The organism is Mesorhizobium sp. M6A.T.Cr.TU.014.01.1.1 (genome assembly GCF_004022765.1).
Lineage (GTDB): Bacteria > Pseudomonadota > Alphaproteobacteria > Rhizobiales > Rhizobiaceae > Mesorhizobium > Mesorhizobium mediterraneum.
Genome location: NZ_RZPG01000008.1, coordinates 87,994 through 113,185 on the forward strand (window position 1 = coordinate 87,994; position 25,192 = coordinate 113,185).

General features: G+C 60.8%; 19 protein-coding genes and 1 tRNA gene. 16 read left to right on the forward strand and 4 right to left on the reverse strand.

Annotated features, from left to right (window positions below; all coding sequences use genetic code 11):
• Positions 1-58: 58 nt before the first annotated feature.
• The gene (locus EN885_RS11195; RefSeq protein WP_128241980.1) at positions 59-1,225 is read right to left on the reverse strand and encodes an acetyl-CoA acetyltransferase; all 1,167 of its coding nucleotides are present in this window, start codon (positions 1,223-1,225) and stop codon (positions 59-61) included.
• Between the two features lie 224 nt (positions 1,226-1,449).
• Here EN885_RS11195 and betI point away from each other — a divergent pair, with 224 nt between their 5' ends.
• From betI to betB, 4 genes are read left to right on the forward strand one after another with little or no spacing between them, the layout of a single operon-like run.
• Complete coding sequence (gene betI / locus EN885_RS11200) at positions 1,450-2,040, forward strand: transcriptional regulator BetI (RefSeq protein WP_128241981.1); 591 nt, start codon at positions 1,450-1,452, stop codon at positions 2,038-2,040.
• Positions 2,037-3,566, forward strand: a complete 1,530-nt coding sequence (gene betC, locus EN885_RS11205) for a choline-sulfatase (RefSeq protein ID WP_128241982.1) — start codon at positions 2,037-2,039, stop codon at positions 3,564-3,566. Before betI ends, betC begins: the two co-directional genes overlap by 4 nt.
• Positions 3,567-3,611: 45 nt before the next feature.
• Complete coding sequence (gene betA / locus EN885_RS11210) at positions 3,612-5,264, forward strand: choline dehydrogenase (RefSeq protein ID WP_128241983.1); 1,653 nt, start codon at positions 3,612-3,614, stop codon at positions 5,262-5,264.
• Positions 5,265-5,316: 52 nt separating this feature from the next.
• The gene (gene betB / locus EN885_RS11215) at positions 5,317-6,780 is read left to right on the forward strand and encodes a betaine-aldehyde dehydrogenase (RefSeq protein WP_128241984.1); all 1,464 of its coding nucleotides are present in this window, start codon (positions 5,317-5,319) and stop codon (positions 6,778-6,780) included.
• A 9-nt stretch (positions 6,781-6,789) separates the two neighbouring features.
• Here the strand turns inward: betB and EN885_RS11220 are convergent, their stop codons facing one another.
• Positions 6,790-7,701, reverse strand: a complete 912-nt coding sequence (locus EN885_RS11220) for a LysR family transcriptional regulator (protein WP_126102948.1) — start codon at positions 7,699-7,701, stop codon at positions 6,790-6,792.
• 97 nt (positions 7,702-7,798) lie between these two features.
• Here EN885_RS11220 and EN885_RS11225 point away from each other — a divergent pair, with 97 nt between their 5' ends.
• Positions 7,799-8,677 carry an NmrA/HSCARG family protein gene (locus tag EN885_RS11225; protein WP_126102949.1) on the forward strand — a complete coding sequence of 293 codons (879 nt, stop codon included), beginning with the start codon at positions 7,799-7,801 and terminating at the stop codon, positions 8,675-8,677.
• A gap of 109 nt (positions 8,678-8,786) precedes the next feature.
• On the opposite strand, the gene EN885_RS11230 is transcribed toward EN885_RS11225, so the two are convergent.
• Positions 8,787-10,307 (reverse strand): phosphomannomutase/phosphoglucomutase, encoded by a 1,521-nt coding sequence (locus EN885_RS11230; RefSeq protein WP_126102950.1) that lies wholly within the window; start codon positions 10,305-10,307, stop codon positions 8,787-8,789.
• A 204-nt stretch (positions 10,308-10,511) separates the two neighbouring features.
• Between EN885_RS11230 and EN885_RS11235 the strand changes: the two genes are divergently transcribed.
• The 9 genes from EN885_RS11235 to EN885_RS11275 all read left to right on the forward strand — a co-directional run bounded on the left by EN885_RS11235 (position 10,512) and on the right by EN885_RS11275 (position 22,693).
• A tRNA-Pro gene (locus EN885_RS11235) sits at positions 10,512-10,588 on the forward strand.
• A gap of 1,143 nt (positions 10,589-11,731) precedes the next feature.
• Positions 11,732-12,388: a Crp/Fnr family transcriptional regulator gene (locus tag EN885_RS11240; protein ID WP_245465500.1), complete on the forward strand. Its 657-nt coding sequence runs from the start codon at positions 11,732-11,734 to the stop codon at positions 12,386-12,388.
• Between the two features lie 734 nt (positions 12,389-13,122).
• Complete coding sequence (locus EN885_RS11245; RefSeq protein ID WP_126102952.1) at positions 13,123-13,962, forward strand: response regulator transcription factor; 840 nt, start codon at positions 13,123-13,125, stop codon at positions 13,960-13,962.
• Between the two features lie 701 nt (positions 13,963-14,663).
• Complete coding sequence (locus EN885_RS11250) at positions 14,664-16,376, forward strand: polysaccharide biosynthesis/export family protein (RefSeq protein ID WP_128241985.1); 1,713 nt, start codon at positions 14,664-14,666, stop codon at positions 16,374-16,376.
• A 25-nt stretch (positions 16,377-16,401) separates the two neighbouring features.
• The gene (locus EN885_RS11255; RefSeq protein WP_128241986.1) at positions 16,402-17,154 is read left to right on the forward strand and encodes a class I SAM-dependent methyltransferase; all 753 of its coding nucleotides are present in this window, start codon (positions 16,402-16,404) and stop codon (positions 17,152-17,154) included.
• Between the two features lie 176 nt (positions 17,155-17,330).
• The gene (locus EN885_RS11260) at positions 17,331-18,539 is read left to right on the forward strand and encodes a GNAT family N-acetyltransferase (RefSeq protein WP_128241987.1); all 1,209 of its coding nucleotides are present in this window, start codon (positions 17,331-17,333) and stop codon (positions 18,537-18,539) included.
• 124 nt (positions 18,540-18,663) lie between these two features.
• A complete protein-coding gene (locus EN885_RS11265) occupies positions 18,664-19,968 on the forward strand; it encodes an NAD(P)-binding domain-containing protein (RefSeq protein ID WP_245493061.1) in 1,305 nt (434 codons plus the stop codon).
• A 388-nt stretch (positions 19,969-20,356) separates the two neighbouring features.
• The gene (locus EN885_RS11270; RefSeq protein WP_128241989.1) at positions 20,357-21,232 is read left to right on the forward strand and encodes a hypothetical protein; all 876 of its coding nucleotides are present in this window, start codon (positions 20,357-20,359) and stop codon (positions 21,230-21,232) included.
• A 606-nt stretch (positions 21,233-21,838) separates the two neighbouring features.
• Positions 21,839-22,693, forward strand: coding sequence for a class I SAM-dependent methyltransferase (locus tag EN885_RS11275; protein WP_245493054.1), 855 nt, complete (start codon positions 21,839-21,841; stop codon positions 22,691-22,693).
• On the opposite strand, the gene EN885_RS11280 is transcribed toward EN885_RS11275, so the two are convergent.
• Positions 22,671-22,907 carry a hypothetical protein gene (locus tag EN885_RS11280; protein WP_128241990.1) on the reverse strand — a complete coding sequence of 79 codons (237 nt, stop codon included), beginning with the start codon at positions 22,905-22,907 and terminating at the stop codon, positions 22,671-22,673. The genes EN885_RS11275 and EN885_RS11280 overlap by 23 nt on opposite strands.
• 281 nt (positions 22,908-23,188) lie before the next feature.
• Between EN885_RS11280 and EN885_RS11285 the strand changes: the two genes are divergently transcribed.
• On the forward strand, positions 23,189-23,833 hold the full coding sequence (locus tag EN885_RS11285) for a 4'-phosphopantetheinyl transferase superfamily protein (RefSeq protein WP_245493055.1): 645 nt from the start codon (positions 23,189-23,191) through the stop codon (positions 23,831-23,833).
• A 300-nt stretch (positions 23,834-24,133) separates the two neighbouring features.
• Complete coding sequence (locus EN885_RS11290) at positions 24,134-25,168, forward strand: thioesterase domain-containing protein (RefSeq protein WP_128241992.1); 1,035 nt, start codon at positions 24,134-24,136, stop codon at positions 25,166-25,168.
• Positions 25,169-25,192: the final 24 nt, after the last annotated feature.

The following is a 25,192-nucleotide window of genomic DNA, read 5'->3' on the forward strand; positions in this document are numbered from 1 at the left end:
TTACAGCGTCCTTTTGCGCGCCCTAACGGGGCGCAGGGCGCTGTAATGCGGGCCGCTTTTATCTGATCCGGTCGAGAATGGAAACGTAGTTGGCGACTGCGGCGCCGCCCATGTTGAAGATGCCGCCGAGCTTGGCGCCTGGCACCTGAATGCCGCCGGCTTCGCCGACGAGCTGCATGGCGCTCAGCACGTGCATCGACACGCCGGTAGCGCCGATTGGATGACCCTTGGCCTTCAGCCCGCCGGACGGATTGACCGGCAGCCGGCCGTCCTTCGCCGTCTCGCCATCCAGCGCCAGTTTCGCGCCCTCACCCGGTTTCGCCAGGCCCATCGCCTCATATTCGATCAGCTCGGCGATGGTGAAGCAGTCATGCGTCTCGACGAAGGACAGATCGTCGAGCGTCACGCCCGCCTTCTTCAGCGCCTGGTTCCAGGCATGCTCGCAGCCTTCGAAGGCAAGTATGTCGCGCTTCGACATCGGCAGGAAATCCTGCACATGCTCGTTGGCGCGGAAGGCGACCGCGCGGCGCATCTTCAACGCCGTCGCCGTGCCGGCAAGGACCAGGGCTGCGGCGCCGTCCGAAACCAGCGAGCAGTCGGTGCGTTTCAGAGGCCCAGCGACGAAGGGGTTCTTCTCGCTCTCGTGCCGGCAGAACTCATAGCCGAAATCCTTGCGCATCTGCGCATAGGGATTGTCGACGCCGTTCTTGTGGTTCTTGGCGGCGATCATCGCCAGCGCGTCCGACTGGTCGCCATAGCGCTGAAAATAGGCTTGCGCGATCTTGCCGAAAACGCCGGCGAAGCCTGCCGGCGTGTCGCCCTCCTCGGGCAGATACGAGGCCCTGAGAAGGTTCCTGCCGATCTCTGGGCCGGGCGTTGTCGTCATCTGCTCGGCGCCGACCACGAGCACGATTCGGGCCGCATTGGCATCGATGGCGCGGATGCCTTGCCTGACCGCCGCCGAGCCGGTCGCGCAAGCGTTCTCGACGCGGGTTGCCGGCTTGAAGCGCAGCCGGTCGTCGGCCTGCAGGACCAGGCTTGCGGTGAAATCCTGCGCGGAAAAGCCGGCATTGAAGTGGCCAAGCACGATCTCGTCGACCTCGTCCGGACCGATGCCGGCATGATCGAGCGCTTCGGTTGCGACCTTGGTGATCAGGCTCTCCAGCGTCTCGCCTTCGAGCTTGCCGAAGCGCGAATGCGCCCAGCCAACGATGCATGCTGTCATGGCAATCTCCATCCTGCGGGCCCGGGCTACGCGATGTCACGGCGCGCCTCAGCATTGTTCAAGCATGAACCGTTCCGCCGACTTCGTGAAGGGCCAGAACCACACAATCGCTTGATCTTGATATCTGGTCATAGCGCCTGACCTTTGCCACAAAATCAGGCTGGATTTTTGTTGATTGATCCGTCAATAAAAAATAATCTTGTCGCAACAGGGCCGGAGCAAGAATGCCGAAAGTCGGAATGGAGCCGTTGCGCCGCAGGGCGCTCATCGACGCGACGATCTCAGCGATCGGCGAGCGCGGGTCGCTTGATGTGACCATGTCGGAAATCGCCGGGCGCGCCGGCGTGTCCTCGGCGCTTGCCCATCACTATTTCGGCGCCAAGGACGAGCTTTTGCTGGCAACGATGCGGCACATCCTGGCCGAGCTGACCGCCGACATGCGGCGCGCGCTTCGATCGGCCAGCACGGCACGCGAGCGCGTCTCGGCGGTGGTCGCCGTCAATTTCTCCGACGCCCAGTTCCGGCCGGAGACGATTGCGGCCTGGCTCGCCTTCTATGTCGAGGCGCAGAAATCGGCAGCACTTCGCCGCCTGCTTAAGGTCTATGCGAGGCGCCTGCATTCCAATCTGTTGAGCGGGCTGACCGGCATCCTGCCGAGAAGCGAAGCCGACCGCGTCGCCGAGGCGACAGCGGCGCTGATCGACGGGCTCTACATCAGGCGCGCGCTGAAGGACGGCGTGCCCAATGCCGCGACCGCGATCGCGCTGATCGAGGATTATCTCGAAACGAAACTAAGCCGGCGGAGCGCGCAGTGACGTCCAAGCGACCCAATTTCCTGATCGTCATGGTCGATCAGCTCAACGGCACATTGTTCCCGGACGGGCCGGCGGACTTCCTGCACGCGCCGCATCTCAAGCTACTGGCGGCGCACGCGACGCGCTTCAAGAACAATTACACCGCCTCGCCGCTCTGCGCACCAGGCCGGGCCGCGTTCATGAGCGGCCAGTTGCCGTCACGCACCGAGGTCTATGACAACGCTGCCGAATTCGTCTCGTCGATCCCGACCTATGCGCATCATCTGCGCGCCGCCGGCTACCATACTTGCCTGTCCGGCAAGATGCATTTCGTTGGGCCGGACCAGTTGCACGGCTTCGAGGAGCGGCTGACCACCGACATCTATCCGGCCGATTTCGGCTGGACGCCGGACTATCGCAAGCCCGGCGAACGGATCGACTGGTGGTATCACAATCTCGGCTCGGTGGCCGGTGCCGGTGTCGCCGAGATCACCAACCAGATGGAGTATGACGACGAGGTCGCTTTCCACGCGGTGCAGAAGCTCTATGATTTCGCCCGCGTCTCCGACGACGCTTCGCGCCGGCCGTGGTGCCTGACGGTTTCCTTCACCCATCCGCACGACCCCTATGTCGCCCGGCGGCGCTATTGGGATCTCTACGAGGACTGCCCGGCGCTTGAGCCCGAGGTGGGCTTCATTCCCTACGACAGGCAGGATCCGCATTCGCAGCGGCTGTACCGGGCCAGCGACTATGACAGCTTCGAGATCACGCCGGAGCAGATCCGCCGCGCGCGGCGCGGCTATTTCGCCAACATCTCCTATCTCGACGACAAGGTCGGCGAGTTGCTTTCGGTGCTGCAACGCACGCGAATGCTCGACGATACGATCATCCTGTTCTGCTCGGATCACGGCGACATGCTCGGCGAGCGCGGCCTGTGGTTCAAGATGTGCTTTTTCGAGGGCTCGGCGCGGGTGCCGCTGATGATCGCCGGCAAGGGCATACACGCCAAGCTGATCGAGACCCCAGTCTCCAATCTCGATGTCACGCCGACGCTTTGCGACCTCGCCGGCATCGACATGAGCGCGATTGCGCCATGGACCGACGGCCAGTCGCTGCTGCCGCTGCTCGACGGCAAGGAACGCACTGCGCCGGTGCTGATGGAGTATGCTGCCGAAGGCTCCAACGCGCCGATGGTGGCGATCCGCGAGGGCCGCTACAAATTCATCCATTGCGAGATCGATCCGCCGCAACTGTTTGATCTTGAATCGGATCCGCTCGAGCTGACCAATCTCGCCGCCGACCCGGCACATGCCGCTTTGGTTGCTGGTTTCACCGAAAAGGTCCGGGCGCGCTGGGATATGGCGGCCTTCGACGCCGCCGCGCGCACCAGCCAGGCGCGCCGCTGGGTGGTCTACCCGGCGCTGCGCAACGGCACTCACTACCCCTGGGAATTCCAGCCGCTGCAGAAAGCTTCGGAACGCTACATGCGCAACCACATGAACCTTGACCTGCTCGAAGAGCAGAAGCGCTTTCCGCGAGGCGAATGATGGCACTTGTTCCCTCGCTCGCTGATTTCATGGCGCATATGAACCATGCTTGAGGCGGATTTCGTCATCATCGGCTCCGGCTCGGCCGGCTCGGCCATGGCCTACCGCCTGTCGGAGGATGGCAAGCATTCGGTGATCGTCATCGAGTTCGGCGGCAGCGATGTCGGGCCGCTGATCCAGATGCCGTCGGCGCTGTCGATCCCACTCAACATGAGCCTCTACGACTGGGGCTTTGCCAGCGAGCCGGAGCCGCATCTCGGCGGCCGCGTGCTGGCGACGCCGCGCGGCAAGGTCATCGGCGGCTCGTCCTCGATCAATGGCATGGTCTATGTGCGCGGCCACGCCCGCGATTTCGACCATTGGGCCGAACAGGGCGCGGCTGGCTGGGGGTTTGCCGACGTGCTCCCCTACTTCAAGCGCATGGAGGACAGCAACGGCGGCGAGAATGGCTGGCGCGGCCACAGCGGCCCGCTGTCGGTGCAGCGCGGCTCAAGGACCAATCCGCTCTACGGCGCGTTCGTCGAGGCAGGCCGTCAGGCCGGCTTCGAGCTGACCGACGACTACAACGGTGCGAAGCAGGAAGGCTTTGGGCCAATGGAGCAGACCATTCGCGGCGGCCGCCGCTGGTCGGCGGCGAGCGCCTATCTCAGGCCGGCGCTGAGGCGGAAAAATGTGAGCTTGGTCAAGGGCTTCGCCCGGCGGGTGATCATCGAGAATCAACGCGCCACTGGTGTCGAGATCGAAACGCGCAAACGGATTCAGGTGGTCAAGGCGCGACGTGAAGTGATCGTTGCAGCCTCCTCGATCAATTCGCCCAAGATCCTGATGCTGTCCGGCATCGGCCCGGCCGAACATCTCAGGGAATACGGCATTCCGGTGGTCGCCGACCGGCCCGGCGTCGGCCGCAACCTGCAGGACCATATGGAGCTCTATATCCAGCAGGAATCGACGCAGCCGATCACGCTGAATTCGGTGCTGAACCCCTTCTCCAAGGCAATGATCGGCGCGCAATGGCTGTTCTTCAAGTCAGGTCTCGGCGCAACCAATCATTTCGAGGCGGCCGCCTTCGTGCGCTCGCGCGCCGGCGTCGACTATCCTGACATCCAGTATCATTTCATCCCGGCGGCGGTTCGCTATGACGGCAAGGCAGCGGCGAAGGCGCACGGTTTCCAGGCGCATGTCGGGCCGATGCGATCGAAGTCGCGCGGTTCTGTCACGCTGCGCTCGCCCGATCCCAGATCGAAGCCGGTGATCCGCTTCAACTACATGTCGCATCCGGACGACTGGACCGAGTTCCGCCACTGCGTCCGGCTGACGCGCGAGATCTTCGGCCAGTCGGCATTCGATCTTTATCGCGGCGAGGAGCTCTCGCCGGGCTCGCACGTGCAGTCGGACGACGATCTCGATGCCTTCATCCGCGACCATGCCGAAAGCGCCTACCACCCTTGCGGCACCTGCAAGATGGGTCGCGCCGATGATCCGATGAGCGTCGTCGATCCGGAATGCCGTGTCATCGGCGTCGAAGGGTTGCGGGTCGCCGATTCCTCGATCTTCCCGCGCGTCACCAACGGCAATCTCAACGCGCCGTCGATCATGACAGGCGAAAAGGCGGCCGACCACATTCTTGGCCGCACGCTGCTGGCGCCGTCCAACCAGGAACCATGGATCAATCCGCGCTGGCAGGTGTCGGACAGATAGGCCATGATCCGGCGGACTGCTCCGCTCTGGCGAAGACGATTGGAGAACAGCTATGCGCGCCCAACCAACGGCATCGCACTATGTCAACGGACGCTACATCGACGACGAGCAGGGTGCGCCACTGCCGGTCATCTATCCGGCAACCGGCGAGACCATCGCGATGCTGCGTTCGGCGACGCCGAACGTGCTGGAACTCGCGATCGAAGCGGCGCGTGCAGCCCAACCGGCCTGGGCGCGGCTGAAGCCGGTCGAGCGCGGACGCATCCTGCGCCGCGCCGCCGACATCTTGCGCGCGCGCAACACCGACCTGGCGCGCATCGAGACGCTTGATACCGGTAAGGCGATCCAGGAGACGCTGGTGGCGGATGCGCCGTCGGCAGCCGACTGCCTCGAATATTTCGGCGGCGCGGTCGCTGCCTATAATGGCGAGGCCTTCGATCTCGGTGGACCCTTTGCCTATACAAGGCGCGAGGCGCTGGGCGTCTGTGTCGGCATCGGCGCCTGGAACTATCCGATCCAGATCGCCGGCTGGAAATCGGCACCCGCACTCGCCATGGGCAACGCCATGGTGTTCAAGCCGTCTGAGAACACCCCATTATCGGCGCTGGCGCTCGCCGAAATCTATACCGAGGCCGGCCTCCCCGACGGGCTCTTCAACGTGGTGCAAGGCTATGGCGATGTCGGCGCCGGCCTCGTCGGGCACGATGTCGTCGCCAAAGTCTCGGTGACGGGCTCGGTGCCGACTGGGCGCAAGGTGCTTTCGCTCGCCGGCTCGAAGATGAAGCACGCCACCATGGAGCTCGGCGGCAAGTCGCCGCTGATTGTCTTCGACGATGCCGATCTCGAAAACGCCATTGGCGGCGCCATGCTCGGCAATTTCTATTCGACCGGCCAGATCTGCTCCAACGGCACGCGAGTCTTCGTGCAGAAGGGCATCCACGACCGTTTCGTCGAACGGCTGGTCGAGCGGACCAAGAAGATCCGCATCGGCGATCCGCTCGACCCGGAAACGCAGATGGGACCGCTGGTCTCGAAGGCGCAGCACGAAAAGGTCATCGGCTATATCGAGGCAGGCAAGCAGGATGGCGCTGTGCTCGCCTGCGGCGGCAATGTGCCTTCGCTGCAGGGTTTCCAGGGCGGCTTCTTCGTCGAGCCGACGGTTTTCACCGGCGTCACCGACACGATGCGCATCGCGCGCGAGGAGATTTTCGGGCCAGTGATGAGCGTGCTCAAATTCGACGGCGAGGACGAGGTGATCGACCGGGCCAACGATACCGAGTTCGGCCTTGCCGCGGGTGTGTTCACGCGCGACCTGCCGCGCGCCCACCGCGTTATCGCCGAGCTGCAGGCCGGGACCTGCTGGATCAACGCCTACAATCTGACGCCGGTCGAAATTCCCTTCGGCGGCTTCAAGCAGTCGGGAATCGGGCGGGAAAACTCGCTTGCCGCGCTGGCGCTCTATTCGCAGCTGAAGTCGGTCTATGTCGAGACCGGGGATGTGGCGAGCCCGTATTGAGGCACGCGGCTACTGCTGGTCAGCCGCAGTATTTGCCAGACTGGAAATCCGGTCGGATGCAAGCTCGATGAATGCCTTGACCAGGGGCGAAAGATGCCGGCTGCTCGGATATAGGACATGCAGCCCGCCAGCCGGCGTCGTGTAGTCCCGGAGAACGCGGCTCAGCCGCCCCCCATTGATGAGGGGCTCGGCGATGCTGTGCGGCAATTGGGCGATGCCGAAGCCTGCGAGCGTGGCCGCAACGACCGCCTGCATTTCATTAGCGGCGAAGCGCCCGGCCACCGTGACCGTCTCCTGACCGTGTGGCCCGTCCAGCACCCAATGGGTGCCGGAGGTCGAAGGGCCTGCGATGACGCACTGGTGGTGCGCGAGATCCGCCAGGCGTTTCGGCATCCCGTGCCTTGCGAGATAGTCCGGGCTGGCGCAGAGCAGCCTGTGCGTGGAGCCGAGTTTGCGGGCAATCAGCGTCGAATCCTGTAGGATGCCGGTTCGGAAGGCGAGATCTATACCGTCCTCAACCAGGTTGAGCTTGTCGTCGGTCAGGCGGAGCTCGACCTTGGTCTTCGGGTACATTGCCAGAAAGTCGACCACGGCAGCTGTGAGGAAATGGCTCCCGAAGCCAACGGGCGCCGAAATGCGAATCGTGCCCGATGGCTCCGCCTTCGCTTCCGCAAGGCGCAGATTTGCTTCCTCGATCGTCCGCAGCGCCTGGCTGCTCTGCTCGTAATACAGACGCCCGGCATCCGTCACGTTGAGGCTGCGCGTGGTGCGCTGCAGCAGGCGGACCCCAACCTCACGCTCGAGCGCGGCAACGCGTCGACTGACCGTCGTCTTGGGCATGGCAAGCAGCCGCGCGGCAGCGGTGAAGCTGCGAGCTTCGACGACGCGAGCGAACACCACGATATCATTGAGATCGATCATTGTATCCGCATATGGGACAAAGTTTTCCAATTATATGCAATTGTGCATCAATGTGACAAACCTTAATTTTGCTCCACCGCAAAAAAGGAGCAACCACATGACCACTAAACGAAGCATTCTAGTCACCGGCGCCACAGGCCAGCAAGGCGGCGCAGTTGCGCGTGCCTTGCTGTCGAGCGGACATCGCGTCAAGGCATTAACGCGCAGGCCGGACAGCGATGCCGCGCGGCAATTGGCGTCGGCAGGCGCCGAGATCGTGACCGGCGATCTCGGCGATACGGCCTCCGTTATGAAGGCTGCAAAAGACGTCGACACCATGTTCTTGATGGGCAACAGCTACGAGGCCGGGATGGAAGAGGAGACCCGCCAGGGGATTCTGGCCGCCGATGCAGCCAAGGCTGCCGGCGTCGGACATTTGATCTATTCGTCCGTTGCCGATGCCGACAAGAAAACCGGCATCCCGCATTTCGAAAGCAAATATCTCGTCGAGCAGCATGTCGAACGGCTCGGCCTTCCCTATACAATCAGCGCCCCGGTTGCTTTCATGGAGAATTTCGTCGCGCCGTGGTCGATCGGCGCGCTCAGCCAAGGCACGCATGCTTTCGCAGTGCCCGCCAAACGCCCCCTCCAGCTGGTCGCCCTGGCGGACATCGGCGCCTTTGTTGCCACCCTGGTCGAGCGGCGCGAGCGCGTGTTCGGCAAGCGTTTCGATTTCGCCGGAGACGAGTTGTCCGGCGAAGACCAGGCCAAGATCCTTTCGCAGGCCATCGGCCGCCCGATCAACTATCAGGAAATTCCGATCGCGGTGGCCCGCCAGCAAAGCGAGGACGTAGCGCTGATGTTCGAGTGGTTCGACCGCGTCGGCTACGACGTCGATATCGCGGCTTTGCACCGAGATTTCCCGGAGGTCCGCTGGCACAGTTTTGCTGACTGGGCGCGGAAGTTCGACTGGAACGCTCTTGAGCAGGCATCTTAAGCCCGACTGAGTTCCCCGTTTGCGATGATGCCCGGCGGAAGCGGATCAGCGACAAGCTGGACCGCTTCCCTTGCATGGTCCTCTCACCCTGGATGCGATGAGGCGCTACCTAGAAGGTCTGATTGTAAGCGCCGACTTCCGGGCTGCGGCGCAGCACTGCATCGACGCCTTCGAACATCTGCCGGCGCCGCTCCGACGACACCGGGCTCTCCACCACCACGACAAGCTCCGGCTTGTTCGATGACGCCCGCACCAGGCCCCAGGTGCCGTCCTCGGCAACGACGCGCACGCCATTGACTGTGATCAGCTCGGCGATCTTCTGGCCGGCGAAGACAGTGCCGTCCTGCTTCATGGCCTGGAAATCGGAAACGACCCGCTCGACCACACCGTATTTCAGTTCGTCGGCGCAGTGTGGCGACATGGTCGGCGTGCCGAAGGTCAGCGGCAGGGCGCGATAGAGATCGGCCATGCTGCTGCCCGGGCTGCGATCCAGCATCTGGCAGATGGCGATGGCTGTGATGAGACCATCGTCATAGCCGCGCCCGATCGGCGGATTGAAGAAGAAATGACCGGATTTCTCGAAACCAGCGATGGCGCCAAGCTCAGCCACGCGCCGTTTTATGTAGGAGTGGCCGGTCTTCCAATAATCGGTGACGGCGCCATCGGCGCGCAACGCGGCGTCGGTGTTGAACAATCCGGTCGACTTGACGTCGACGACGAAGGTCGAGCCGGGATGCAGTCGCGCGATGTCGCGCGCGAGCATGACGCCGACCTTGTCGGCGAAGATCTCGTTGCCTTCATTGTCGACCACGCCGCAGCGGTCGCCATCGCCGTCGAAGCCAAGCCCGACGTCGGCTCCCGTCTCCAGCACCTTGTCGCGGATCGCGTGCAGCATCTTCATGTCTTCGGGATTGGGATTGTAGTTCGGAAATGTATGGTCGAGCTCGACATCGAGCGGGATCACCTCGCAGCCGATCCGCTCCAGCGCTTCAGGCGCGAAGGCGCCGGCAGTGCCGTTACCGCAGGCGGCGACCACCTTGAGCTTTCGTGATATGCGTTTCCCAGTGGTCAGGTCGTCCAGATAGGTTTTGCGGAAATCCGCAACGAAGTCATAGGAGCCGCCGCCGACAAGGTCGAAGTCGCCGGCAAGCACGATCGTCTTCAATGCGCTCATTTCCTCCGGACCGAAGGTCAGGGGACGCGCCGCCCCCATCTTGACGCCGCTCCAGCCGTTTTCGTTGTGCGAGGCGGTGACCATGGCGACGGACGGCGTGTCGAGCGCGAACTGGGCAAAATAAGCCATCGGTGACAGCGCCAGCCCGATATCCCTGACCCGCGCGCCGGCGGCCATCAGCCCGGAAACCAGCGCCAGCTTGATTGCCAGCGAATAGGAACGGAAATCATGCCCGGTCACGATATCCGGCCCGGCGCCCAGGCGCCGGATCAACGTGCCGAGCCCCATGCCGAGCGCCTGAACACCGATCAGGTTGAGCTCCGGCGGCTCCGCAGAGCCCGGATGGCCGAACCACCAGCGCGCGTCATACTCACGAAAGCCGGACGCCTTGATAAGCGCCGAGGTTTCAAACTCGAAGGTGTTGGGACGGGCTTCGCTAACGATCTTCAGGGGCAAGACAGCAACTCCAAGCGGCTGGAATCAGAGTGGTTTCAACGCAGGTGGCCGATGCCTATAACACGAGCCTTTAAGCCGTGTTTATCCCCCAGGAAACTGAAACCTGTATGACGTTAAAGCGAAAGCGGAAGAAATGCGACAGAAGCGCTGCCATTGGCGCTTGCAGGAACGAAGTGCGGCGGCTATAAGCCCGCGGTCTGGTCACGGAGTGTAGCGCAGCCTGGTAGCGCACATCGTTCGGGACGATGGGGTCGCAGGTTCAAATCCTGCCACTCCGACCAGAAAAAACAAATACTTAGGCGGCCCGAATACCGCCTACCCCACAGAAAACCGGAAACAGCATCTAGGCACCTCGGTGCAGCTGGCAGACGCATGATTATCAAGCGCTATCTATGCCATTGCACCCGCCAGCCCGGATCGGCTTGTTTCCGCACCGACCAAAGCCAAGACCACATTAACCACTCGCGATTTTGCAGATGGTGCTCTCTGAGGCCGCGCCATCCAAACTAGTCTGCTGCGCGCCAAAAGCTCGCAACCGCCGACAGCTGTCGAATGACTTCAATGGGCAGGAAGCGGTCCGACCGGTTCTGGTAAGACGCGCGAGAATGCAAAAATTCAATCCGGTGGGTCCGACGTCTCGAACTGACCCGAAGACAACATCCATACTTCGAGCTACAGCCTGCCCCTCTGCGCCTCCATATCGCAACTGGCGATATGACCGCCTCGCGACTACAGCGCGGATTGTTTCGTTGTTTCCGCTGCGTCCTCAGTCCCGCCGCCCTCTCATCGAGTGGACCAGTCTCGTTTCGCGTCGCCCCGTTCCTTAGAACTGAGGCGATGGAACCGCGAATGGAATAGGACAAGATCGAGCAACGGTCGCCGGATAGTGCGCCGCCTCAGCTTTATCCACCTATGGAATAAATCGATAGGGGGATAAACACATGATCGAGCCCGAACAGGAACTCGTAGCCCGTAGTGCGGCAAGTGGTCAGGCCGGACGCGTCAGCGTCAGCATTCCTCTTCCCGCATTCGTTCATCGACCGCACAGCGAAGAAGCGTGCGCTTTTCTTGCGGCATGCCATGAACGCTGCGTTTGAACTCAGGCATCGGCGTCAGCGTTTTCATGATGAAAATTATCGGCCGCATCGAGCGCGCCGGCAACCGCCACGCCGCCGAGCGAGCAAAGAGCGAGTGTCCCGAGACAAGCCGGGAGCCTTAACCGCCTGATGCTTGCAACACCTTGATCTAAGCGCAATTTGCCTCATTCAAACAGACGAGGACAGTGGGCCAGCCTGCCCCTACGGTAGGAGATCGTTCTGTCGAACTCGTCCGGGGGCAATTATTGTGCGGAAACAGGGGCAACCTCGCGATTCTTCATGCAGACACTATGGCAGTTCATGCGCTCGCATCCCATAGGGGCGACATTGTCGAAGAACGATTGGGGGAATGACGATTTTCTCGGTGTTACCGCAAAAATCTACAAACCCCATTCGGTGATAGGCCGCCAGGATGACGATAACGATGAGATATTCATCGTAAAATCGGGTTGGGCCATCCTTTCCCACGGGCTACCGGACGGAGAACGGCAGATCATCGACACTCCCCTCACGGGGGACATTGTCGGTTTCCGTTCTGTGGACGGACCACGTTTAGCATCGCTGGCGTCCATAACCGAACTAACTGTTTATGAAATTTCCAGTAAGGAACTTGTCGAGGCCATCTTGTCGGAAGGCCGTCTCGGGAAGAAGATCGTCTGCTCCCTGGCCCGCCTGAACGCCATCCTTGCCGAACATCTCATGAATACCGGGCGGCGGACCGCGATGAGCCGCACCGCCCATTTCCTGCTCGAGTTGGAGGAGAGGCTCTCCATGGTTGGCTTGTCGGCCCATGGAAGATATGAGTGTCCCCTTACGCAATATGACTTGGCCGACATCCTCGGAATGACCACCGTTCACGTCAACCGAACGTTGGGGGAACTCCGCAAGGCCGATCTCGTCTCTTTCAAGGCGGGCCATGTACAGGTGATCAACCGCAAGAAGCTGGTCGAAATAGCCGGATTCGACAACGAGTATCTCAGGTAACGGCTATCTCCTAGAGCGGCAGCGCATGGGCCATTAGCAAATTTTCCGCTGGAAGACGACCCTCGGCCTTCGCTGGAACAGTTCCAGCCAAATGTTTCCGGACGACTGGTCGCGCGCGGCCTGGCGCGGCAGCGATATATCTCGACCACAGGGTATCCGCATCCGGCGTGCGGTGAAGGACGGGCCGAGCGGAATCTAACCTCGTCCGTGTTGAGCAATATGCAAAAGGCCCGACCATCATGACCGACGGCGACACGGCCTATCGCGCTGCGAGAGCGTGCCGCAGAATAAGTGCAAGTGGCTCACACACTGCGGCAGATCCATCGGGTGTTCTCACACCTAAAGCGTTGGGCAACGATATCAAAGCGCTGCGACCTGACCATGCCAACCACCACCTTCAGGAATCCTCGCGTATCGCTGCAATCGCTGCAGGCACGATCCCGATCGTCGTTCGACTACCAGCGGCTTGAGATGGCTAAGCCGTCCCATCCCTGCGTCTCCAGGCAGATTGCCGCGCCCTGGGTTCCAGCTTGACGTCCGTTTGCGGCGAAATTTACCGAAAAAGCAACCTATGTTAGAGACTGCTTATAAATAGATCTTACACTGCCCAACCTATTCTCGCCAAGGAGGGAGTGAGGAACTGCAAGAGACTCAAACCGGGGGCATCGAGTGCGGTTGGCGCGTGGAGTGCCCTACTCGACGCGTGTACCTCAATCGCGCCAGAGCGAGAGGCAATGATGACAAGACAATCTTTTATAACAGTACTTGTCGGGCCGAGCGAGTTACTCCGAGAAGGCCTTAGTCGAATCCTGGAAGCGGCAAAGTTTCGTGTCCTTTTCTCGGCGGCTTGTGTTCACGATCTTCTGCAGAAGCCGCTAGCCCAGCACCGGTCCATCTTGCTCATCATAGATGTCGGCGGTACTGATGCGGATGCTGAATTCGCACAAATTGCAGAATTCAAAGCGATTTATCCGACCAGCCATGTCGTCGCGCTAGCCGATCACTGTCGATCGACCGATATAGTTTCAGCTTTTCGTGCGGGGGCAGACGGGTATTTGATAAAAGTCGCTGCTTACGACACCTTCATCAAAGCTCTCGAATTGGTTATGCTAGGGCAGACGGTGTTACCTGCCGAAACTTCAACGGCTATTCAAGATATAAGGCATGATCTGAAACCTGACGCGGTAGCTGATGAGTTAACAAATGCGGTTGTTAAAGTGGAGCATGAGGATCAAGAACTATCAATTTTGTCAGATCGGGAAAACTGTATTCTACGTCGCTTAATCGAAGGGGAGTCTAACAAAGCCATCGCGCGCGAGATCAACATTGCCGAAGCTACGGTGAAGGTACACGTCAAGGCCATCCTCCGAAAGATCCGGGTCCGCAACCGTACACAGGCTGCAGTTTGGGCGATGAACCATGGCATGCTTACTGCCGCGTCTGGCAATGGCCCGTCAGGGAACGAAAAGATAGCAACTCAACCGTCTCACCATCCGCAAGATCTGCTTAAAGCACAAAAGGGGTACCACTCTCTCGATAATATTCATTCAATGAGACCCGCTTCCCTGCCTTGATATATCGGCATTCGGGCTGGTGCCTTCACTTGCCAAGCCTCACCCTGATACGAGGCTCCGCGATCAAGAACGTCCAGGTTCAAATCACCCTCGGCGGTGGCAACGAAAGAGGTGCGCCGTTTGTACTGGAAGCGGGCCGTCTCCGATCGGTTTTCCTCAAATCATGCGGCAAGCGTTGTCGTCTGTTCCTGCGTCGGCGGGATGTGCGTGACGCGGTAGCGTTGTCCAAGCGGCACGGGCTTCGGCCGAGGACGTGAGAACTGACGAAAGGAATATGAGGCGGGGCCAGGTCCGCTATGGTTACCTCACCTCTATGATGAAGTTGCAAACGGCGCAGCCATCCTGCGAATGCATGTTGGAGCCGCAGCCGGTTCGAGACGCTGCGTCGGTAAACCAAGATTTCCGCCTCTTCGTTGCGTTCGATCGCTTCTGTCCCGTTTGCCATCAAACAAGTTCGCCTGCAGCGCAGCAACCTGGCTATTGGACGAAGGCCGCGCTTTATCCGGAAGGAGTGCCCACAAAGGGATAGTTGTGCCGCTGGCGGCGAAGGGTCACGATAAGGCAGAGTCTTGCCTGTCGATCCGTACTCGACCAGTTCGGGACGGGATGGCCACCATTGAAAGCCACGCGCCATGGCCATGGATACAAAATACAATTCCGACCCCGTCGCTCCTTCGTCACGGGCGGCTCGCCGCGGGGGAATGAAGGCCGCCCTGCTTGCCTTTGGGCTCTGCGGGGTCGCCGCCCTGGGAGGGGCCGCGATCAGAGACTGGCGGGCCGTCGAGGTTGTTTCCGGACCCGTGATGCAGAAGGTCGAGGATATCTCCGGGGCCGTGATGCACAAGGTCGAGGTTGTTTCCGGCGCCGTGGTGCACAAGGTCGAGGTTGTTTCCGGAGCCGTGGTGCAGAAGGCCGCGGATGTCTCCGGAGCAGTGGGGCAGAAGGTGTCTGCTGCTATCGATAGCTGGCTAGAGCAACCGGTTCAAACCACGGCCGAACCCTCCCGCGCGATCGTTTCGGATGCATCGGCCGCGGCGTTGGTCGATCGGAGCGTCGTCCCTGCCCTCCCCACCAGTGCCGAGCGCCCCAAAAACCTCAGCAATGCGCCAGGCGTGCCAACCGGAGCCCTGTTTGTCGTCGGCGACCGCCTCAAGGTCGCGTTCTACGAGCGCATCGACGTCGAGGAAGACAAGTGGGGGCGCGCGTCCTCGGCCTTGCACGGCATCCAGCAGCGTCCGGAACTGAGCGGCGAATATATTGTCCAAGAGGACGGCACGATTTCCGTGCCTTTGCTTGGCTTCATTCCGGTCGCCAACCGGTCGACGCAACAGGTACAAGCCGACCTGGTGGAAACCTTCAATCAACTGCTGGGCCGCGACGGACTGGTCAACATCCTGGCGCTGGAGCGCCCGCCCATTTACGTGCTGGGGCCGGTCAAGAGTCCTGGCTCGTTCAAGTACGCGGCCGGTATGACGATCCTGCACGCGATCGCGCTGGCCGGCGGACTCGACCGGGCCGAGAGCGAGCCGTGGCAGAAGATCGAAACCGTGCGTGAGACCCAGAAGCGGAGCGGGGCGATCGATGCCATGTTGAAGTTGCTCGCGCGCGCGGCGGTGCTGAAGGCCGAGCGCGACGGTACGGAACCCACTATCCCGCGCCAGTTGCTGGAGCTGGCCGGCGCGACCGAAGCTGCCAACCTCGTCAACGAGCAGAGCGACCGGCGCAAGGCCGTCGCCACGGCCCGCAAGGATCGCGAGCGCGCGACCATGCAGGCGCTGGAGGCGGCCAAACAGGATGTTGTCGCTTATGGGCGCATGGAGTCGCTCGACGAACTCGTCAAGCTGCGCCAGGAGCGCGTCAACAGCATGCGCACGCTCGTGGACCGCAAAGTTCTCAGCATTACGGTGATGAATCAGATCCAGAGTGAGTTGTCCGACGCGGAACAGCGTCAGCAGGACGCCGTCAACCAGTACGCGAGCGCCAAGCAGCGCCTCGCTTGGCTAGAGTCTGAGGTGTTACGGACCCGGGCCGACCTCAGGAACGATCTGGAGGTCGAGATCGAGGCCACGGAGAGCCAGATCGCGGCCAATGCGCGCGAGTTGAACGTCAGCGAAGGCGTCCTTTACACGTTGCCGGTGACCCGCGCCCAGTTTGCGAAGGACGCAAACAGCGCAACTTATCAAATCGTGCGGCAATCGGCAGGCGGGCCGGTCAGCATCGAGTCCGTTGGGATGACCCTGTTGCAGCCAGGCGACCTCGTCAACATCATCGTGGGCCAAAGCGAGCCAAGAGAGCCGGCCGGTTCGCCGGTCCCGACCTCGTCTCCGACCGGCAATAGCTTGCCGGCCGCGTGCACTCTCTATGATGTAAGGCATGGCTGCGTGGTGGCAGAGCAGTCGATTGGTCCGAATTGATGCCTAGGCAAAAGGATTGATTTGAATGGATAAATTCATCGGGACGAAGCAGGAAGGGGACGCTCTCCACGGCCGGGGCGTGCTCCAATCGGAAGAAGAGTGGGAAGCGCGAAACCACCATCTCGCCGACAGTTTGAGTCGCCTCATCGACGAGCATGTCCACTTCTGCACCGGCAAGGCGCTAGACATCGGGTGCCAGAACGGGGAACTGACCGACCGCTACGCCGCCGCGACCGCGCTGAGCTGGCAAGGCATCGAACCGGATCTCGACCGCCCGACGCGGTCCGAAGCCGGCCTGGAGATGCTCCCGGGCGTCGCCCACGCCCTGCCCTTCGGCAATGAAAGCTTTGACTGCGTAGCCCTGGCGAACGTGTTCGAGCACATCAAGCCGGCCCTGCACAACGCGAGCATGAGGGAGATCTACCGGGTGTTGGCTCCAGGCGGGATCCTGGCCGGGCAGATCCCCAATCCGTATTTCCCGATCGAATCCCACAGCCGTCTGCCGTTCTTCGGTTTCGTGCCCCGCAAGCTTCAGCCGCTTTACTGGAGGCTGACACCGACGGGATGGGACTTCGAGAAGGCCCATTTCTTCATCGTCACGATGCGGCATGTGAAGAAAGCGGCCGCCGCTGCAGGCTTCTCGACGGTGCTGGCCCGGGACTTCAACTATCGGGCCGAGGCTATCCCCAAGGCCCTGCGCTGGGCCGCTCGGTTTCACAGCCGGCTGGGTATCATGCCTTGGGCATGGCAATTCGCCTTCCGGCGGCCGGAACACTAGTAGTCTAGCGCGCGTCCCGCTGAAACCAGAGCGTGGCGTTGGCGAAGTAATTGGCCGATGAGACGGTATCGAGGACCGGGGCGGTCGCATCAGAGACGGCCTCAGTCGTTCGTTTTTTGGCCTTGCGCAGTCAATGTTTGAGCTTGGCGGAAAAAATGTCCAATGGGCAAAGGTGTATGTCAGAATCTCTTGATGTCTCAGTTATCGATGCGGAACCCTATCGTGTGGCTTCAGACGAGCACCTGCCTCAGGATACGGTCATCGACGTTAGTGTGGAGACCTTGCAGAACATTGCGAAACTTGAGACCGATTGGAAGGAGCTCGAAGCGCGAGCAACTCACTCATTCTATCTGTCCTGGCTCTGGATCGGAACTTGGCTGCGGCATCTGCCGGGGGGCGCGCAACCACATGTTCTAGTCGCTCGGACGTCAAGCAGGATCGTTGGCCTGGCGATTATTTGCCGGCGGAGGGCGTGGAGTTTCGGGCGGCATGCGCGGGCGCGTTGGCTGCTCAATGAAACCGGAGACGTTCGTTTCGATCGATTGTTCATCGAATGCAACGATATTCTTGCGGATCGATCCCTGGCCGATGCCACTCGAGTGGCATGCGTCGAGGCCTTGGCGCATCACTTGCGCCGCTCTGACCAACTGGTGCTCTCCGGAATTGATCCGGACTTCGAGTTGGCCGCTTGTCGCACCGCGGGCCGGGCCGGGCTCCTTACCGAGGTGAAAGCAGAAGAAACGGCACGGTGGACCGATTTCGCCAAAGTCCGCCAGAAAGGCGGAAATTACCGCGCCACATTGGGCCGCAATACTCGCCAAGCGGTAAGCCGTGCCATGCGGTTATATACGGAACGCGGCCCCATTGCGTTCCGGACTGTCGAAGTGACATCGGAGGCGCTCGCCGCGTTTGATTTGCTCGCCGAGCTTCATCAGGCGCGGTGGGGACGCAAGGGAGCCTTTGCCAATCCAAGCTTCCGTCGATTTCACGAGGAGCTCATTGCACGCGGAGTTCCCACCGGGACCGTCCGCATCTCGCGGACGTTGGCTGGGGACCAGACAATTGGGGTCCTGTACAATTTCGTGCATGACGGCTGTGTTCTCAACTATCAAAGCGGCTTTCTGTATGAGCGCGACGGCCGGCTCAAGCCCGGGCTTATCAGCCATGTTCTGGCTATTGAGGACAGCATCGGACGCGGGGAGTGCGGCTACGATTTTCTGGCAGGCTCCGCCGGGCACAAGTCCCACCTGGCCAATGCGGAGCATTCCATGAAGTGGATCGCAATAGGCAGAGACAGTCCAGAGCGCCGCATAGAGGCAAAGCTGCGCGGTGCCAAGCGGGTGCTAGAGACCATTGCTACTCACATGAGACAGGCCGCGGCTTGAAGTGTCGACCAAAAAAAGGACCCGCCACTCAGTGTCAAGTGGGCAGCAGGTTCTTGTGGTCGGCGGGTGTGGCCTTCGGCAGGCGAGGATCCATGGGAGGTGCGCTTTGTATGCGTTGTGCGATGTGACCATTGTTGGTGCTGGCCCCTATGGACTGTCGGTAGCTGCACACTTGCGCGGACTGGGCATTGACTGCCGGATAATCGGCAGCCCGATGGAGAGCTGGAAAACCAAGATGCCGAAAGGCATGCTGCTCAAGTCAGCTGGGTTCGCATCAAACCTTTCTGATCCCGAGCATGCTTTTACTCTTCGGCAATTCTGCATCGAGCACGGCAATCCTTATGACCATTTGGATCTTCCAATTCCGCTGGAAACATTCTCCGCCTACGGGTTGGCGTTCCAAAAACGCTGCGTGCCGGGCGTGGAAGACGAGGAACTCGTTTCCTTGGTTCCGGCTCCAGAAGGATTCGATCTTCGCATGAAGAGCGGGCTATCCTTCAGGACGCGCAAGGTGGTGATTGCAACAGGCCTGACCTATTTCCGCCATATCCCCGAGTTGTTGTCCCGACTGCCCAGCGATAAGCTTTCGCATGCCGCTGACGTTCACGACCTCCAAAGATTCCGGGGGCAGCGGGTCGCGGTACTCGGAAGCGGAGCATCCGCAATTGATATAGCGGTGCTCCTGAACGAAGCGCAGGTCGACGTTCAGCTTATCTCGCGCAAGCCGGCCATCATTTACAGTGGCCGGTGGGGAGGCTCAGGCTCGCACCCGGTGCTACGCCGCCTAGCACGTCCCGTTTCTGGAATCGGCCCCGGTTGGAAACATCGACTGTTCGCGGACTGGCCTTGGCTCTTTCGGTATTTCCCCGAGTACTATCGACTTGAAATGGCAGAAAAGTTTCCCTCGCCGTCCGGAGGGGAGCCAATGAAAGATCGGGCAGCAACCATTCCTTTGCTTGTAGGACGCTCGCCACAGGAGGTGAGATTATCAGAGCACGAAATACAATTAAAATTGCTTTCCATGGACGGCAACACTCAAGTCGTAGAGGCAGATCATGTAATCGCGGCGACCGGCTATAAGGCCGACGTGCGTCGTTTGCCTTTCTTAAGCTCTTCAATTGTCGAACAGCTGCTTCTTGTCGGAAAAACTCCGAGGCTGTCCGCGAACTTCGAGTCGTCCATCCCGGGATTGTATTTCGTCGGGCATGTATCGACGACGACGTTTGGACCGGTCATGCGTTTCGTGTTTGGCACCGACTTCACCTCTCGCACGATATCAAGGCACCTGGCGAGTCTGCATCCTAGGCCGTGGCGAGAATCACCTCGCACGAGTGCGGGGCAGCACCGCTCCGCTGTCGACATCTTCAGCCCGGAAATGCCTGTGAACACTCACCTTGAACCAATCAAGGGAAGTCAGTCTTCTCGCTAGAATTGGGACTATCATGCCTAGTCAGGTGACAAATTCATCGCAACACAGTCTGGCAGCCGATGGCGCACCGACACCCCTGGTCTTAGGAGGAGGAATAAACGGCCTGTCCGCTGTACGCAGCTTGGCTCAAGCGGGGCTTCGGCCGATTGTAGTCGTTGAAACAAAATATGATGTGGCAGCTGTATCGCGATATGCCCGACGAGTTACCGTTTCCACGTTTAATGGCGAAGAATTTGTAGAGGAATTAGTTCGACTGCGAGAGGGAATGCCTCATGGAGGCGTAATAATATTTGCCGATGACCGTCCGCTATTGGCCGTGTCGCGGTACCGTGACCGTGTAGCTCCCTGGTTCGGCTTCCAACTCCCACTCCACCGACTGCTGGTCGACTTGACTCTGAAGGAGCCGTTTTTTCGTCTGGCCCAGCGCGGTGGCTTTCCGGTGCCAAAAACCCTCTTGGCGCATAACCATGGTGACTTGAACGGCCTGCGTGAGCTTCAGCCTCCATTGTGCGTGAAGCCAAACAGCCGTTCCCCGGCGTATGACGGCTCTTTTAAGAAAGCCTATCGCATCGAGACCCAAGCCGGCGCTCGGTTGCTCTGCGAGCAAGTGCTGGACGCGGCGGGGGAGGTGATTGTTCAGGAGTGGATCGAGGGGTCGAATGATTCCATCTACTTTTGCCTGTGCTACCTGCGCCCGGGTGCTTCGGTCGCCTTTACGGGCCGCAAAGGCCGTTCCTGGCCGCCTCAGATCGGCGTGACCGCTAGTTGCTGGGCGGCGCCAGAAGTCGCCGAGGAATTGGAGGATCTGACAATCCGCTTCTTCCGATCAATCGGTTTGACAAACGGCTTCGCCAGCATGGAATTCAAGCGCGACCAGCGTGACGGTGTATTCCGATTTGTCGAGCCAACCGTTGGCCGGGTCGATGGGCAGGTGGAGATCTCGGCCCTGTGTGGCATCAATCTCTGTCATGTCGGCTATTGCGATGCCGCCGGGCAGTCATACCCACGCTTGGAGCTTGATCCGACCCACGTCTGGCGCGATGATTTCAGGGATTTCATCTCGGCCAGGTTGCTTGGCGTCGGCTGCTACTATCCACCGGGTCACCGGATTCACAATGCTTACTGGCGCTGGGGCGATCCGGGTCCGGCCCTGCTGGAAACAGCAAAAGCCGCGAAAGAAACGCTGCGCCGTGTGATCTGGCGCCCCGTCAAGACTGAACTGGTTTCAACGTACCGGAAAGATCAACCAGGGTTGAGGTGCTGATTGTCTCAGCGTCATCTCTGCCATGGAGCGCACTTCACGGGGCTCTCGGTCGACATCCGGTGTGCCATTGAAGGGCTCCTGCAGCACCGCAGCCATGTGCTCATTGGCCGAGTTTTGTGACTTCGCCCAAGGCGGTGCCTTATCCGGAAGGAGTGCCCACAAAGGGATAGTTGTGCCGCTGGCGGAGAAGGGTCACGATAAGGCAGAGCTTTGCTCGTCGGCCCGGGCTCGACCAGTTCGGGACGGGATGGCCATCGTTGAAAGTGAAAGCCACACGCCAAATGGCCACGGATACAGAATACAATTCCGAGCCCGTCACTCCCTCGTCACAGGCGGCCCGCCGCAGGGGAATGAAGGTCCTCCTGCTTGTCTTGGGGCCCTCCGGGGTCGCCGCCCTGCGAGGGGGGCGGTAAGAAACTGGGAGGCCATCGAGGGATGATTGTTCTGCATGGATACATTCTGTGCTGGCCGGGGACTTCAACTGTCGGGCCGAGGCTTTCCCTAAGGCCCTTGTGTTGGGCCGCTCGGCTGCCGGGTGGGCCGCGCCAGCCGGTCGCTAGGGTCTCAGACTAGGCCACAGAAGCGGGCAGATCGAATGGAGCGCGCGTGCTGACAAATCTGAAGCCTGACTATGTCGCGATCCAGCGGCGCTGCAAGGACACACGGTCGCCCGAGCGCCTGATCGCGCACTACGAACTCGAACGCCGGCTCGCGGATCGACTGCGGGCCGCCTCCCGAGACGAGCGCTCCCGACTCTATCCCGAGGTCTATTCGGAACTGTTCAACAGCCTGCCGGACCATCCGCAGAAAGCCGCCGTCGGCTCGCGCACGGACCGGATCGCGAAACAGGTCAGGGTCCTCAAGCCTCTGATGGGGCGCGGCGACGTGTACCTGGAGATCGGCTGCGGAGACGCCTCGCTGCCCTTCGCGCTGTCCGGGATCACCCGTCAGGTAGTGGGCCTCGATGTCACGGACGCCCTGGTGGATTTCGCCGTTGCTCCAGCCAATTTCCGCTTCCTGAAGACGGACGGGGTCGAGATCCCGCTCGCGGACAACTCCGTCGATCTGGCGCATTCGGACCAGCTCATGGAGCATCTGCACGTGGAGGACGCCGAGGCTCAGCTCCGGGAGATCCACCGGGTGCTCAGGCCCGGCGGGCACTATGTGTGCACGACCCCTAGCAGCGTCACGGGGCCGCACGATATCTCGATGTTTTTCGACGAGGTGGCGACGGGCACGCACATGCGGGAATACGACTTCCGTTCACTGCGCGCCCTGATGCTCCAGGCGGGCTTTCGCCCGATCGAGTTCCCGCTGGTGGTCGCCGGATATTGGCTCGCCACGCCGCCCTACCGGCTGCTGCACGGCATCGAACGGGCTCTGCAACGGCTTCCGGCTCGGTTGCGGCGCAATCAATTGGCCCTCGTCCTGATGGGCATCACGGCAGTCGCCACCAAATAACAGCGCCGGACTTCAGGGCGCGGCCGGGACTTCCAGGTGCCTTGCCATTGGAGCGCGCGAGTTCATTGTCAATCCGGCAAGATAAGTTTGGCAGTTTCGCCTCCGGCAGGCCCTTTGCGAGCAGCAGCATGTCTGGGTCTTTTGATGTAGCCCATCCATACATCAAAATATCCACCAGGCGCTCCTTGCTTTCGCCCTTACGTGATTGTTTCATCAGGGAAATCCTAATGAAGGCGCTGCCGTTCATTAGAAAGAATTGCACTTGTGCGCATGAGCGCTCCCAGCGATCGGAATCCACGTATGACTTCTGACTGCTGCCTTGAGCTCGCCTTTATCCAATTTTCTGGCGCGGGCGAGGACGATCGCCATGGCGCGTTGGGCGCGAGCTGGAATTTTCATGCTGTCTCGGCTCGGCCGGGACATCGATTAATTCGACCCGTCAGATTCGGCGTCAGTCAGCCTCTTGTGGAGCCGGCACCGCCCCCTCCAAACTCTTTGGATAAAGTCGAGCTGAGACCCGGGATCATAATGCCGGTTCTCGAGAATGATGGTTTGGAGGTCCTGGCATTCATGCTCGATGCGGAGCAGAACGTCATCCGCGAGATAGGCGTTTGCCTCAACGAAGAGGAACGTCGGCGCGCCGAGGGATTGAGACTGGAGCGGGACCGCCGCCGCTTTGTCGCTACCCGTGGGCAGCTGCGCCGGGTCCTCGCTTCAAAATTGGGAATCTCGCCGTCCGACGTCGAACTAGAATATGGACGCCTAGGCAAACCCCACCTCTCGCACCGCATGCCTGCTCGCGATCTGCGCTTCAGCGTCTCACGATCCGGAGATGTCGCGGTCGTCGCCCTCTCGACCAGGCAGGAGGTCGGGGTGGACATCGAGGCAGTTCTCCCTGTGCCCGAAGAGGACGAGATCGCAGCGCTCTGCTTTTCCGCCTCCGAGTATGGGTCCTACACCGCCCTTGGTCCGGAAGACCGGCTGGAAGGCTTCCTCCGGCGCTGGACCCGGCTGGAGGCTATCTCTAAGGCCCTGGGGTGCGGCTTAGGACAGCCCCTCTCTTGGGATGAAAGGGATTGGGCTGTCCGTAGGTTCGTACCGAAACCTGGGTACATCGGGACCGTGGTAGTCCGGAATTGAGTGGTAGTCCGGAATTGAAGTGTCCGCGATGCCATCATTCACTTACGATACACAGCGGATAAACGAGGAGCTCGACCAATTCCATTGGACTGCGCGCAAGTTCGTTCGAACCGCACTTGTTTCCCACACTTCGCGGTGGGTCGCGATCGAGAACACGGGACAGCGCTTCACTGACATGTCCCGGGCGTACGGAGAACGAGGCGGCAGTTTCATCGATGAAACCGTCGTGCTGGAGGAGCTGGGACGCGGGAACCACTTTGGCTCCGTCGTGAATCATGGAGAAAGTGATCGGAAGGCCATATGTCGGCGGACGTGATGCAGTTCCCGGAGCTTCTCGCAGACCTCGCGGTCAAGGACATCAAGGTCTGGGTAGAGGGCGACCGGCTGCGGTGCAACGCCCCAGCTGGCGCACTGACGGCGGAGTTTCGCGACCAGTTGCGGGACCGGAAGGGCGAAATCATTGCGTTTCTGAATATGGCCACGGCGGCGGCCCGGCAACAGCCTGCAATCATTCCCCTGCAGTCTGGCGGAACACGCACGCCCATTTACGCCGTACCCGGGCATGTCGGGGTGCCCTTCTCATTCTCGGACCTGTCGAAGCACCTGGGCGGCGATCAACCGTTTTACGCACTTCAACCGTCTGGCTTCGATGGGCAGAGCGAGCCGATGGACCGCGTCGAAGATATCGCCGAGTACTTCGCCCGCCAGATCGTCGAATATCAGCCCACCGGTCCGTACATCATCGCCGGTTACTGCTCCGGCGCTGCAACCGCTTTCGAACTGGCGAAAATCCTGGGTCAACGCGGAGCGGAGGTCCCATGCATAGCGCTCTTTGGCCCTCTTCATCCCACCACCTATAAGGAATTGCCGCGTCTGCTGTATTTCTTTGCCAGGCGTAGCGCCGTTTCGTTCCTGCGAGATATGGCGAAGCTGCCGACATTCGGCGCCCGTCTCCGATATTTCGGCAGTCGCCTCCGGAATCTCGGCGAGTTCGTCCGCGCCCTCGTGACCCTTGTTCGCAAAAGCAAAGAGCCTGTCACGACAGATCCGGTGCTGGCGAGCAGAGCTCGACTCAAATCCACGGCGATCACGGCTTTGCGGCGGTACATTCCCACTCCGTATTCGGGTCGAGTATGCATATTCCTTCCGAACAAGGCCTGGCTGCGATCGGGTGCAGCACCGCACCGATGGCTTCGAGTGGTGCCCCATGCCGAATTTTATTTCGGGCCTGAGGACTGCAACGGTCCCCTTATGCTCGAGGAACCGGACGCACCTGCCATCGCACAACTTTATCGCCAAGCAACCCAAAAAGCTGAAACGATTGACGTGATTTGATTTTTTGATTTCCGCGATGGGGAG

What these genes read in the sequence shown, in the direction of transcription:
- EN885_RS11195 (WP_128241980.1), bottom strand. Translation starts at nt 1,225, where the DNA reads ATGACAGCATGCATCGTTGGCTGGGCGCATTCGCGCTTCGGCAAGCTC.
- betI (WP_128241981.1), top strand. Translation starts at nt 1,450, where the DNA reads ATGCCGAAAGTCGGAATGGAGCCGTTGCGCCGCAGGGCGCTCATCGAC.
- betA (WP_128241983.1), top strand. Translation starts at nt 3,612, where the DNA reads ATGCTTGAGGCGGATTTCGTCATCATCGGCTCCGGCTCGGCCGGCTCG.
- betB (WP_128241984.1), top strand. Translation starts at nt 5,317, where the DNA reads ATGCGCGCCCAACCAACGGCATCGCACTATGTCAACGGACGCTACATC.
- EN885_RS11220 (WP_126102948.1), bottom strand. Translation starts at nt 7,701, where the DNA reads ATGATCGATCTCAATGATATCGTGGTGTTCGCTCGCGTCGTCGAAGCT.
- EN885_RS11225 (WP_126102949.1), top strand. Translation starts at nt 7,799, where the DNA reads ATGACCACTAAACGAAGCATTCTAGTCACCGGCGCCACAGGCCAGCAA.
- EN885_RS11245 (WP_126102952.1), top strand. Translation starts at nt 13,123, where the DNA reads ATGATGACAAGACAATCTTTTATAACAGTACTTGTCGGGCCGAGCGAG.
- EN885_RS11250 (WP_128241985.1), top strand. Translation starts at nt 14,664, where the DNA reads ATGAAGGCCGCCCTGCTTGCCTTTGGGCTCTGCGGGGTCGCCGCCCTG.
- EN885_RS11255 (WP_128241986.1), top strand. Translation starts at nt 16,402, where the DNA reads ATGGATAAATTCATCGGGACGAAGCAGGAAGGGGACGCTCTCCACGGC.
- EN885_RS11260 (WP_128241987.1), top strand. Translation starts at nt 17,331, where the DNA reads ATGTCAGAATCTCTTGATGTCTCAGTTATCGATGCGGAACCCTATCGT.
- EN885_RS11280 (WP_128241990.1), bottom strand. Translation starts at nt 22,907, where the DNA reads ATGAAACAATCACGTAAGGGCGAAAGCAAGGAGCGCCTGGTGGATATT.
- EN885_RS11290 (WP_128241992.1), top strand. Translation starts at nt 24,134, where the DNA reads ATGTCGGCGGACGTGATGCAGTTCCCGGAGCTTCTCGCAGACCTCGCG.